Origin of the sequence: Candidatus Poriferisodalis sp. (genome assembly GCF_965208555.1) — a bacterium.
Taxonomy (GTDB): Bacteria; Actinomycetota; Acidimicrobiia; order Acidimicrobiales; family Poriferisodalaceae; genus Poriferisodalis.
The window spans coordinates 3,361,720-3,374,065 of the sequence record NZ_OZ242342.1 but is presented as its reverse complement, the minus strand read 5'-3'; the positions used below and the strand labels follow the sequence as shown (position 1 = coordinate 3,374,065).

Here is a 12,346-nt window from a genome sequence, read left to right as displayed (position 1 = left end):
GTCACCATGACGCTGCTGTCGCCGTACCGGGTGCTCGATCTGACCGACGACCGGGGGCACATGGCCGGGTTCATCCTGGCGCGGCTCGGCGCCGAGGTGATCGCTATCGAGCCGCCGGGAGGCTCCCCCGTTCGGCGGCTCGCACCGTTCGATGCGAGCGGTGCCTCGCTCACCCACGCCTCCTACGCACGCGGCAAGAGGTCGGTCGAGCTCGACATCGCCGCTGAGGACGGCGCCGATGCGCTGCGGCAGCTCGCGGCTGGCGCTGACGTGCTCATCGAGTCAGCCCCGCCGGGCCATATGGCATCGCTGGGCCTCGGGCCCGACGCCCTTGCCGAGATCAATCCTGCGCTCGTCGTCGCCTCGATCTCGCCGTTCGGCCAGACAGGCCCCAAGGCGCACTGGGCGGCAACCGACCTCACCGTGTGGGCGTCGGGCGGGCCGATGCACATGTGCGGCGACGAGGACCGAGCTCCGCTGGGTGTCGGCGTGCCGCAGGCGTTCCTGCATGCAGCAGGCCAGGCTGCGGCGGCAGTGGCACTGGCGCTGGTCGAGCGCAACCAGTCCGGGCTCGGCCAGCACATCGATGTGTCGGCGCAGGCCGTGGCGATGAACTCGACGATGTCGTCGGTGCTGTGCTCGCTGGTCAACGCCCCGCTGACGCTGCGGGGAGGCGGCGGCATCCGCAGCGGGCCCATCCGCCTGCGAGTCGTGTACCCGGCCAAGGACGGGTACGTCTCGTTCACGCACGTCTTCGGGGCGGCCATCGGGCCGGCGACGGGCCGGATGATGGCGCTGGTGCACGAGGCCGGCTTCTGCGACGAGGCCACGGCCGGCAAGGACTGGGTGCAGTACGGCATGGCGCTCGGCGACGGCAGCGAAACACTGGAGGACTTCGAGCGGATCAAGGACTGCGTGGCGAACTTCACCGCTTCACGGACCAAGGACGAGCTCTTCGCCCTCGCTCTCGAACGCCGCTTGCTGCTTGCCCCGGTAGCCACGACGGCTGACCTCACGGCATCCGAACAGCTCGCTTCCCGCGACTACTGGGACATCGTCGACGGCGAGCGCTACCCGGGCCACTGGATGAAGCCGGAACCTGGCAACGGCTCGCTCGACCGGGTGCCAGCCGTCGGCGAGCACAGCGCCGAGATGCTGACCGGCGAACGGTCGCCCGCCGTCTTCGCCCCGGCGACCCCTGTGGCCCTCGAACGCCCGCTCGAGGGACTCAAGGTGCTCGATTTCATGTGGGCGGTTGCCGGGCCGACCGTGTCCCGCCTGCTGGCCGATGCAGGCGCCACGGTGATCCGGGTGGAGTCGTCGGTCAAGCTTGACGCCGTCCGCACGTTCCTGCCGTTCATCGACAACGACCCCGGGCCCGAGAACGGCGCCACGTTCAACAACATGAACGCCGGCAAGCTCGGCATCACGCTGAATCCCGCCACCGACGCAGGCCGTGAGGTTGCCTACGACCTGGTGCGCTGGGCCGATGTGGTGTGCGAGTCGTACACGCCGCGCATCATGCGCTCGTGGGGGCTCGACTACGACAGCGTGCGCGACATCAACCCTTCGGTAGTGATGCTGTCGAGTTGTCTCTGCGGCCAAACCGGCCCGTTGGCCAATTTCGGCGGCTACGGCAACCTGTCGGGCGCCATGGTCGGCTTCTACAACATCACCGGCTGGCCGGACCGTGCCCCGGTAGGCCCCTATGGCGCCATCACCGACTACACGTCGCCCCATCCGGCGACGGCCAGCCTGCTCGCGGCCATCGACCACCGGAGGCGCACCGGCGAGGGCCGCTACCTCGACTTCTCCCAAGCAGAGGCCTCGGTCCATTTCATCGCGCCGGCCGTGCTGGAGTTCCTGCGCAATGGCAACGTCGTGGGCGGACGAGGCAACCAGAGCGAGCACCACTGCCCCCATGGGGTCTTCCCGGCCGCCGGCGACGACCGCTGGGTTGCCGTAGCGGCCCAAGACGACGATGCGTGGCGTGCGCTCGCCGGGCTCATCGGGTGCACCGACATTGCTTCCCTGCCGCTCGCCGACCGGCTGGCACGCCGCGAAGAAATCGAAGCCGAGGTCTCAGCGTGGACAGCCGCACTGGACGAAGCCGACGTCGAGGCGCAGTGCCAAGCCGCAGGCATCGCGGCCCACCGGGTGCAGAACAGCCCCGAACTGACGGTCGATCCCCAGCTCGCGCACCGTGGCCATTGGGTGGAGGTCCCCCACTCAACCCATGGCACGACGATCATCGAGGCACCCCGTTTCACGATGTCGCGCAGCCGTGTGTGGCCCGAGCGGGCCGCTCCGGCACTCGGTGAACACCTCTACGACGTGCTCACCTCCCATCTCGGCTACGACGCCGACAAGGTCGCCGAACTCGCCGCAGCAGAGGCCTTCGACTAGCAAACCAGGCGATGAGCGGAACGCACGGCGGGGCTAACGTGCGCGCATGGCAGCAATCGATCACATCGTCGTCGCAGCACCCGATCTAGCGGCCGGCACAGCCGCCGTCGCAGAGCTTGTCGGAATGCAGCCCGCGCCCGGCGGGCCTCATCCTGGCGTCGGCACCCGCAACACGCTCCTGTCGCTCGGCGACGAGGTGTATCTCGAGATCATCGCCCCCGATCCGGAGCAGCCCGAGCCGGCGAACCCGCGTCCGTTCGGCATCGACGCCCTCGGCGGGCCGAAGCTGGTGACATTCGCTATTCATGCCTCCGCGGGCGAGACCATCGAAGACGTCGTGGCTGCGATGCGCGGCTGCGGCGAAGACCCGGGCGAGATCATCTCGATGAGCCGGGTCAAGCCCGACGGCGAGGAGATCCACTGGTCGCTCACACTGTCCCCTGCCGGCCTTGCCGATGGTGCCGGCCTCGCTCCATTCGTCATCGAGTGGGGCGACACCACCCACCCCGCCGAGGTGACGCCGACCGGCTGCACGCTCGTGTCGATGTCGGGCACCCACCCCGATCCTGACCACATCCGGACGCTCTACAGCGCCATCGGCATCAATGTGTCGGTCGAAGCCGGCGACACGGTCAGCGTCGAAGCTGTGCTCGACACCCCCAACGGGCAAGTCACCCTGCGCTGAAGCGCCCCGCCGGGTCCCGGTCAGCAGTCAGTCGTCGAGGCTCCAGTCGATCGGCTGGCGGCCGGCGGCAGCCAGGGCCGCGTTGGCGCGGCTGAACGGCTTGCTGCCGAAGAAACCGTTGTGGGCGCTGAGCGGCGAGGGGTGGGCCGACTCGATGACGACGTGCCGGGTGGTGTCCACCAGCGACTTCTTGCGACGGGCGAACCCGCCCCACAAGATGAACACCACCCGATCGGGCTTGGCGCTGACCGCCCGGATCACCTCATCGGTGAAGGTCTCCCAGCCGGCCGAGCGATGTGACGCTGCCTGGCGGGCACGAACCGTCAAGAACGCGTTGAGCAGCAGCACCCCCTGACTCGCCCATCCTTCGAGGTTGCCGTGGGACGGTGGTTCGATACCGAGGTCGTCGCGCAACTCGGCGAAGATGTTCTGCAGCGACGGCGGCTGCGGGATGCCGTGAGGCACCGAGAAGCAGAGCCCGTGCGCCTGGCGCGGGCCGTGATAGGGATCCTGGCCCAAAATCAGCACCTTCACATCGGCATAGGGCGTCAGGTGCAGGGCCGCGAACACCTGGTCATGCGGCGGGTACACGGTGCCCTGCGCTCGCTCGTCGGCCACGAACTGCTGCAGGATCGGCCAGTAGGGCTTGTCGAATTCGCCTCGCAGGATCGGGTTCCAGTCGGTGCGCGGCACGCCCGCGTCAGCCCCGTCCCCCGAGCACAGCAGGAGGCGCCAGCACTAGGCGATCGCCTCGGCGGCTGCCGCCGACAACTCAATGCCACGCCCGATGCGTGCCCGGTAGAGGTCGAGGTCGACGTCGTCGGCGGGCTTCTGGCCGCGCATGTAGCGGGCATACACGCCATGGATGATGCACGCCGACTTCCAGTGGTTGAAGCTGACGTAGTACGCCAGGTCCGACAGGTCGGCACCGGTCTGCTGCTCGTAGCGCTCGATGAGATCGGCACGCCCGACGAAGCCGTCCACCAGCGTGGGCGGGTCGGATCCTTCCAGGAGCTCGTCGGCGGGCTCGGTCCAGCTGTTGAGCGCATAGGCGAAGTCGGCCAGCGGGTCGCCCAGGGTGGAGATCTCCCAGTCCAGCACCGCCTGCAGCTCACCGGCGGGATTGAACAGGCAGTTGTGCAGCCCGTAGTCGCCGTGCACCACCCGGGCCGGGCCCTGAGTGGGCTTGCGTTCCTGCAAGAGATCGTGCAGCTCGTGCACTACGGGGGTGTCGTAGTTCGCCGATTCCGCCGAGGCCGTCCACGACCGGTACCACGTGCGGATCTGGCGACCGACGTAGTCGTCCTTGCGGCCGAGCTCGCCCAGGCCGACATCGTCGGGGTCCACCGAGTGCAGCGCCGCCAGCACGTCCATGAACGACATGCCCACGTGCGCCCGGCCCTCGGCGGTCAGGTGGTCGCGGGCATCGGCCGACTCGAATAGGGGCTTGCCCTCCACGTAGCTCATCACGTAGAAGTGCGCCCCGGTCACGTCGGGGCTCTCGCAGTAGCCGTAGGCCTTCGCGACCGGCACGTCGGTGGACCCAAGACCGCTGATGATCGTGAACTCGCGCCCCATGTCGTGGGCCTTGGGCAGCAGCTCCCCCATCGGAGGGCGGCGCACCACGGCAGTGGTGCCGTCGGCAGCGGTGAGCTTGTAGGTGAGGTTGCTGTGCCCGCCCTCGAGCTGGCTCCATTGGAACGGCGGCTCAAGGCCGTCGACGTTCGCGTCGATCCACGCCTCCACCGCGGGGACGTCATAACCGAGAATGCCCGAAGCCACAGCACCGTTCGTCATCTCGCCTCCCGTTCTCGCTCAGCGGGCACACACTACGGCAACCACCGGCGGCGGCTCGGAGATGGGCCGCAAGTAGCGTCGGCGCCATGGATGAGATCGATCCAGACATCACCTCACCGCCTGCACACATGACGCCGGAGGAGTTCCGGCGCCACGGCCGGGAGATCATCGACTGGATCGCCGACTACTGGGAGCGCATCGAGTCGCTGCCGGTGGCATCGACGGTGCAGCCGGGCGATATCCGGGCGATGCTGCCCGACAACGCCCCCGAGCAGCCCGAGGCGTTCGAAGATCTGCTCGCCGATCTGGACCGGGTGGTCCTGCCGGGAGTCACGCACTGGCAGCACCCGGGCTGGTTCGCCTATTTCCCCGCGAACAACTCGCCGCCGTCGGTGCTGGCAGACACTGTGTCATCTGGGCTCGGTTTGATCGGACTGCTGTGGTCGGCGTCGCCGGCCATGACCGAGATCGAGAGCCACATGCTGGACTGGCTTGTGGATCTGACCGGCCTGCCGAGCCACTGGAAGACGACAGCCAGCGGCGGCGGCGTGCTGCAGGGCAGCGCGTCGGATGCAACGCACGTAGCTCTGGTGGCAGCTCGGCACCGTGCCGCCAAGCGCAGCGGGCAGCCGGCGACGCAGATGGTCGCCTACACCTCTGCTCAAGCGCACAGCTCGGTGGAGAAGGGCGCCAACGTCGCTGGGTTCGGTCATGTCCGGCTCATTGAGGTCGACGAACACCAGGCGATGCGGCCCGACGCGCTGGCCGCAGCGATTGACGCCGATGCGGCCGCCGGCCTAGTGCCGACGTTCGTCGGCTCGACGGTCGGCACCACCGGCACCACTGCGGTCGACCCCGTGCGGGCCATCGCTCACATCGCCGTCGAGCACAGCCTGTGGCACCACGTCGACGCTGCCTACGCGGGCACCGCAATGATCTGTCCCGAGTTCCGTCACCACAACGACGGCGTCGATCTCGTCGACAGCTACGTCTTCAACCCGCACAAGTGGATGATGGTGAACTTCGACTGTTCAGCGTTCTACGTCTCCGAAAAGGCCGCTCTCACTGACGCCCTGTCGATCGACCCGCCGTACCTGCGCAACGCCCAGAGCGATGCGGGCAATGTGATCGACTATCGCAACTGGCAGGTGCCGCTGGGCCGGCGCTTCCGGGCGCTGAAGCTGTGGTGGGTGCTGCGCAGCTACGGCGCGTCGGGCATCCGCCAGATGGTGCGCCATCACGTGGCCATGGCCCAGGAGTTCGCGCAGCGCATCGGCGAAGACTCAAGGTTCGAGATCGTGGCCCCGCACCCGTTCTCGCTGGTGTGCTTCCGCTGCCAAGCGGCGGACGACTCACCGGGGGCACAAGACGCCGCTGATCGCGCCACCGATGCGGTCGCGGCTGCGGTGAACGACAGCGGTGAGGCCTACTTGACTCCTTCGAAGCTGGACGGGCGCAGCATCATCCGCGTCGCCGTGGGCCAGTCGCGAACCGATCGCACCCAGATGGACATGCTCTGGAAACTGATCAGCGAAGCTGCAGTCTGACTGCGGTCAGCGCCGTCAGCCGGCCCGACTCAGCCCGGCCAGATCGGCGGGCGCAACTCAACCGGTGGGGTCGATGTCGCCGAGCGCAGTCAGCAGCCGGTCGTTCTGTGCGGGAGTGCCCAAGCTGATCCGTACGCCCTCGCCCTCGAACGGGCGGGTCACCAGGCCCTGCTTCTCCAAGCGGACGAAGAGCTCCATCGCTCTGTCCTCAACTGGCAGGTACAAGAAGTTGGCCTGCGACGGCACCACCGGCCAGCCCCTCGATACCAGGGCGGCGCTCAGGCGTTCGCGCTCGGCCAGGATGCCGGCGACCCGCTCGTCCAGCTCGGCGCTGGCCTGGGGTTCCAGCGAGGCGAGCGCCGCAGTCTGTGCGAGCCCGCTGACGATGAACGGGAGCGCCACCTTGTCGAGCGCCCCGATGACGTCGGGGTGCCCGACGCCGTAGCCGACGCGCAGGTTGGCCAAGCCGTACGCCTTGGAGAAGGTTCGCAGCACCAAGGCGTTCGGGTGGGACGGCAGGATTGCCTCGATCGGATCGGCGACCTCGGTGTCGGTGACGAACTCTCTGTATGCCTCGTCGATCACCACGATCACATCACTGGGCACTGCGCCCAGCAAGCGCTGCAGCTCAGCGGTGGTGCAAACCGTGCCGGTGGGGTTGTTGGGCGTGGACAGCACAACGAGCTTGGTGCGATCGGTCACGGCGGCAGCCACGGCGTCGAGGTCGAACGCATGGTCGACCAGCGGCACCGTGACGGCCTGCGCGGCCGACACCGCGCAGAACACCGGATGTACCTCGAACGAGCGCCACGGGTACACCACCTCGTCGCCCGGGTCGACGTAGGCGGCGAACAGCTGCTGCAGCACGCCCACCGAGCCTGAGCCGACTGTGACATGGTCGAGCCCGACGCTGTGCCGATCGGCCAACGCCTCCCGGACGCCCATGCAGCGATGATCCGGGTAGCGGTTCATGCCCAACGCCGCCTCGGACACCGCCTTCGCCACCGAAGGCAGCGGGTCGTTGGCGTTCTCGTTGGATGCCAGCTTGATTGCCTCGGCCAGGTTGTGTTCGGCCTCGGCCTGCGCCGCCGAGCGGCCCGGCTTGTACTGCGGCAGGCCTTCCACGGCCGCCCTGGGTCGTCCGATCATGCGCTCGACCTCCTCCGGAGACGAGGACCGCCGATGCCTCTCGGCGGTACCCGGCGGCAAGCTAGCGGGCCCACCCTCTCAAGGCTGCGGCTGGCTCGACTGCTTGCAAGGGAGGAGATGAGTCCGGCCGTTCGCTAAAGCCGGCGATTCGCGCCGTCCCCGGGCGAGGCAACTGTGCGGAAATCGTCCGCGACTTGCTCCATGGTGGCGAAGGTCACACCCGGTCGGGATGCCATGTGATCGATCAGGCGCTCGAGCATCAGCATGCGGCTGCCGCGCCCGATGCACTGCGGATGCATGGTGAGCACGAACACGCCGCTGCCGACCCGCTCGTAGAGGTAGTCGAACTCGGCCGACCACACGTCATAGACGTGATCGGGCGTGCGCAGCCCCTGCACGGTCGGCCCGTCGTAGCTGAAGTACGGCCAGTCGTCCAAGATGTACTCGAAGGGCAGCTGCACCAGGTCCACCTCGTCGCCGAAACGGTGCGGCCCGTCGGTGGTGGGCACGTCGCCGAGCCGGCACCACGTAGGGGCGTAGTCGTTGCGCGCCATGGAGGAGTCATAGGAGAAGCCGTGCTCGATGAGCAGGCTGATCCAGCGGTCGCCGCAATTGCCGCCGGGTACCCGGTGCCCGACCGGAGCGCTGCCCGACAGCCGCTCCAGACAGTCGATGGAGCGAGTCAGGATGGCCCGCTCGTCGGCCTCGTCCCGCTTCGAGGACGGAGCCTCGTGGCAGTAGCCGTGGTAGCCCACCTCGTGCCCGTCGGCCGCCACCCGGGCACACACCTCGCCGAAGGTGTCGATGGTGTGGCCGGGGATGAACCAAGTGGACGGGATGCTGCGCTCCTCGAGCAGATCGAGCAGCCGGTGCGCCCCGATCGACGCGAACTCGCCCCGCGCAGTCAGGTTGGGCGAACGCGAACCGCGGGGGCCGGTCCAGATCGAGATGGCATCGAAGTCGAAGCTCAGGCAGACCGCGACCGGGCCGTGTTCGCCGTTGGTCGCCCCGCTCGATGCGGCAGTGCCGTTGGACAAGCTCATCTGTGGACCCTAGCGAAACTGCATTCGGGGAAGCCACGGCTGGAGCATCGCGATGAGCCCCGCGACCCATGGCGTCACTGGCCTCGGGTACTACCGTGATCCGATGCCGGAATCGCCCGATGCGACCGCCGCTGAGGAGCCGCCGCTGGCCGGGATGCGAGTGCTGGAGGTGGCCACCGGCATCGCCGGTCCATTTGCCGGACGGCTGCTGGCCGGCGCCGGTGCGACCGTCGTCAAGGTCGAGCCGCCGGGCGGCGACCCCGCACGGCATCAGCCGGTCGACGATGACCCGCTGGGACACGACGAACTGAGCCCGCTCTTCGTTCATCTGAACGCGGGGAAGCTGAACTGCGCGGCCAGCGACGTCGATCCGTCCTGGCCCGAGATCGTGATCGCAAGCGACACGGTTGCGGGGCTTGCCGGAGGGCCATGGGACCCGCAGCAGTTGGCTGAGCGCAGCGCTGCGGGCGAACGAGTTCCGAAGCTCGTCACGGTGACCGCTTGGGGGGCGGACGCCGACGATCCGGGCGTGATCGCCGATGAGCTGCTGGTGCAGACCGCCACGGGTTTTCTGGGCTTCAACGGCGACGAGGGCGCCGAGCCGCTGCGGCTGCCCGGTTGGCAGGCCCAGTACACGGCGGGCGGGCTCGCCGCGTGGGCAGCACATCTGATACTGCGACGGCCGGAGACTCACATGGACGTCTCGTGGCTGGGTGCACTGCTCACCGCCGTCGAGCTGTGCTACTGCGACGCTCTGCACTGCGAGCGGCCACGGCCGCTCGTGGGGCCGCACCCGCCCACGGCGTACCCCTCTGGTGCCATCCGCTGCGCCGACGGCTACGTGTGCCCCGGATCCCTTCGCCGGGACGACTGGGAGATGCAGTGCCTGCACATCGGCGTGCCCGAGTGGATCGACGATCCGGAGCTGAGCCACCGCCACCGCCGGGCCCGGCACATCGACAAGATCCGCGAGGTCATCGAGCCGTGGTATGCAGCACGAACCAAGCGCGAGCTGTTCCAGTTCGCGCTCGAGACGCCATGGGCAGTCGGCATGGTGATGACCCCGCTCGACGTCCTGGCCGACGAGCACCTTGCTGCGAGAGGCTTCCTGGGCGAGGTCGCCACCCCTGCCGGCACCGCTGCGTCACCCATCCGGCCGTTCAACGCACCTGGCCTGCCGGTGCCCGACCAGCGGGTCAGCGACCCAGGTGCCGACCCCTTCCCGACCGTTGCAGATGCCGGCCGCAGCGTCGGCGCCGCCCCCGGCACGCCGGAACCAGCGCTGCGCCAGGCGCGCCGCCTGCGTGTGATCGAGATGACCATCGCCTGGGCCGGGCCCTACATCGGCAACCTGCTGACACCACTGGGCATCGATGTGATCAAGATCGAAGCGCAGAATCCCTTCGATGGCTTCCGTACGCAGCGTCCCTACGACCATGGCATGGCCCCCGGCCTCGCGCATCTGATCAACGACAACCGCTTCTACGAAGCTGGCGGCCACTTCAACGCCGTCAACAAGGGCAAGCGCGACTGCGTGGTCACGCTTGCGACACCCGAGGGCAAAGCCGCCTTCATGGAGCTGGTGCGCAACTGCGATGGGATCGTCGCCAACTTCTCGGCCCATGTGCTGCCGCAGTTGGGGCTCGACTTCGCCGCGCTGGCCCAGGTGAACCCCCGGATCGTGCTGGTGCGCATGCCGGCGTTCGGCGTGGACGGCCCGTACGCCGACGCGGTGGGCTACGGCTCGATCATCGAGGCGATGGGCGGGTTGGGCCACCGCCAGGGCTACGAGCACGAGGGCGCCCGCATCTCCAACATCTACTTCCCTGACCCGATCGCGGGAATCACCGCCGGCTTCGCCTTGCTGAGCGGCCTGCACCATGCCGAGCGCACCGGGCAGGGCATCGAGATGGACGTCTCGCAGCAGGAAGGCACCTGGCAGTTCAGCGGCGAGGCCATCGTGCTGGCTTCGATGGCTGGCCGCGACATCGGCCGCATGGGCAACCGCGAGCCGGGAGCGGCCTGGAGCGGCTTCATACCGGGAACCGACGGCTGGCTGGCAGTCATCGCCGAAGCGCAGGCGACGAGCGCCATCAATGAGCTGCTCAGCGAGCTCAGCCACAACGACAGCCAGCCCACCCGCACCCGGGCCGAGCTGCAGGCGACTCTGCATCGGGCGGGCGCCCGCACCGAACTCTGCTGGGACCCGTGGACGGCCCCGGCGCACGAGCCGCTGGCCAGTCACATCGAGGTGGTCGAGCACCCGGTCACCGGCGCGAGGCGGCACATAGCCAGCCCCTTCACACTCGACGGCGCCCGCCCGTCCCAAGCGGGGCCCTCCCCCCTCTTCGACCAGCACACCGACGATGTCTTCGCCGAAGTAGCCGGCCTCACGCCAGGCCAGATTGCCGACCTGCGAGCCAGCGGCCACATCGGCGGCGAGCTCCCCCCACCGGCAGAACTCGGCTTCGTCTACGACTGACCAACGCCCCTGCCCTCGCACACCCCGGAGTCGAATGCACACCGCGGACTACCGTGCTCGGATGCAGATCGAACCATTCCAGATCGACGTCTCGGACGAACAGCTTGCCGACCTGAGGGACCGCCTGGCCAGAACACGCTGGCCGGACGAAGAACCGGTCGACGACTGGTCCCAGGGCATCCCCCTGTCCTATGTCCAAGAAGTGTGCGACTACTGGGCCAACACCTACGACTGGCGGGCCCGCGAATCCGCCCTGAACCGGTTCGACCAGTACATGGCCGATGTCAACGGCATGGACGTTCACTTCATCCACGTGCGCTCTCCCGAGCCCGATGCGATTCCGATCGTCGTCACGCACGGCTGGCCCGGGTCGGTGGTGGAGTTCCACAAGGTCATTGAGCCCTTGGCCGATCCGACCGCACACGGCGGTAATGCATCCGACGCGTTCCATGTGATCTGCCCGTCGCTGCCCGGGTACGGCTTCAGCGCCAAGCCGACCGAACCCGGCTGGGGAATCGAGAGGATTGCCGACTGCTGGGCCGAGATGATGACCGGACTGGGCTACGACCGCTTCGGCGCGCAGGGCGGCGACTGGGGATCAGCGGTCACCAGTGCGCTCGGCAGCCGTCATCCCGGCCGCTGCATCGGCATTCACCTGAACATGGTGATGCGAGGCAGCCGCCCCAAGGATCGCGAGCCCAACGACGAGGAGATCGCAGCACTCACCAAAGCCAAGCACTACAACGACTGGGATTCCGGCTACTCGAAGCAGCAGTCCACCCGCCCCCAGACCCTCGGCTACGGCCTGACCGATTCGCCAGCCGGCCAGGCGGCGTGGATCCTGGAGAAGTTCTGGGCGTGGACCGACTGCGACGGGCACCCGGAGAACACGCTCGGCCGCGACGAGATGCTCGACAACGTGATGCTGTATTGGCTGAACGCCAACGCGGCGTCGTCTGGCCGCCTGTACTGGGAGAGCTTCCGGCAGCTCCCGCGCATGACGGTGGACGTCCCCACCGGCGTTGCCAAGTTCCCCGCCGAGATCATCCCGCCGGTGCGCGCATGGTCCGAGCCGATCTACTCCGACATCCGCCACTGGACCGAGATGCCCGCCGGCGGCCACTTCGCGGCCTTCGAGCAGCCCGAGCTGTTCGTCGACGACGTGCGCGCCTTCTTCCGCCTGCTGCGATGACCCGCTGTGCGATGGCCCAGGGCTCACCGGGGCCGCCCGCAAGAT

General features: G+C 68.4%; 9 protein-coding genes. 5 read left to right on the top strand and 4 right to left on the bottom strand.

Going from position 1 to position 12,346, the window contains the following annotated elements:
• Positions 1–6 precede the first annotated feature (6 nt).
• The gene (locus ACOGXE_RS15385; RefSeq protein ID WP_419931770.1) at positions 7–2,406 is read left to right on the top strand and encodes a CoA transferase; all 2,400 of its coding nucleotides are present in this window, start codon (positions 7–9) and stop codon (positions 2,404–2,406) included.
• A 46-nt stretch (positions 2,407–2,452) separates the two neighbouring features.
• Positions 2,453–3,091 carry a VOC family protein gene (locus ACOGXE_RS15380; protein ID WP_419931769.1) on the top strand — a complete coding sequence of 213 codons (639 nt, stop codon included), beginning with the start codon at positions 2,453–2,455 and terminating at the stop codon, positions 3,089–3,091.
• 27 nt (positions 3,092–3,118) lie between these two features.
• Here the strand turns inward: ACOGXE_RS15380 and ung are convergent, their stop codons facing one another.
• Both ung and ACOGXE_RS15370 read right to left on the bottom strand, forming a co-directional pair.
• The gene (ung, locus tag ACOGXE_RS15375) at positions 3,119–3,784 is read right to left on the bottom strand and encodes a uracil-DNA glycosylase (RefSeq protein WP_419931768.1); all 666 of its coding nucleotides are present in this window, start codon (positions 3,782–3,784) and stop codon (positions 3,119–3,121) included.
• A 45-nt stretch (positions 3,785–3,829) separates the two neighbouring features.
• Complete coding sequence (locus ACOGXE_RS15370; protein ID WP_419931767.1) at positions 3,830–4,888, bottom strand: phosphotransferase family protein; 1,059 nt, start codon at positions 4,886–4,888, stop codon at positions 3,830–3,832.
• Positions 4,889–4,974: 86 nt separating this feature from the next.
• Here ACOGXE_RS15370 and ACOGXE_RS15365 point away from each other — a divergent pair, with 86 nt between their 5' ends.
• Positions 4,975–6,435, top strand: coding sequence for a pyridoxal-dependent decarboxylase (locus tag ACOGXE_RS15365; RefSeq protein ID WP_419931766.1), 1,461 nt, complete (start codon positions 4,975–4,977; stop codon positions 6,433–6,435).
• A 57-nt stretch (positions 6,436–6,492) separates the two neighbouring features.
• Here ACOGXE_RS15365 and hisC read toward each other — a convergent pair whose 3' ends face one another.
• Entirely contained in the window at positions 6,493–7,584 is a 1,092-nt protein-coding gene (gene hisC / locus ACOGXE_RS15360) for a histidinol-phosphate transaminase (protein ID WP_419931765.1), read from the bottom strand.
• Positions 7,585–7,718: 134 nt separating this feature from the next.
• Complete coding sequence (locus ACOGXE_RS15355; protein WP_419931764.1) at positions 7,719–8,627, bottom strand: polysaccharide deacetylase family protein; 909 nt, start codon at positions 8,625–8,627, stop codon at positions 7,719–7,721.
• Between the two features lie 103 nt (positions 8,628–8,730).
• Here ACOGXE_RS15355 and ACOGXE_RS15350 point away from each other — a divergent pair, with 103 nt between their 5' ends.
• Entirely contained in the window at positions 8,731–11,109 is a 2,379-nt protein-coding gene (locus tag ACOGXE_RS15350) for a CoA transferase (protein WP_419931763.1), read from the top strand.
• Positions 11,110–11,170: 61 nt separating this feature from the next.
• Positions 11,171–12,301 (top strand): epoxide hydrolase family protein, encoded by a 1,131-nt coding sequence (locus ACOGXE_RS15345; protein ID WP_419931762.1) that lies wholly within the window; start codon positions 11,171–11,173, stop codon positions 12,299–12,301.
• The last annotated feature ends 45 nt before the right edge of the window (positions 12,302–12,346 follow it).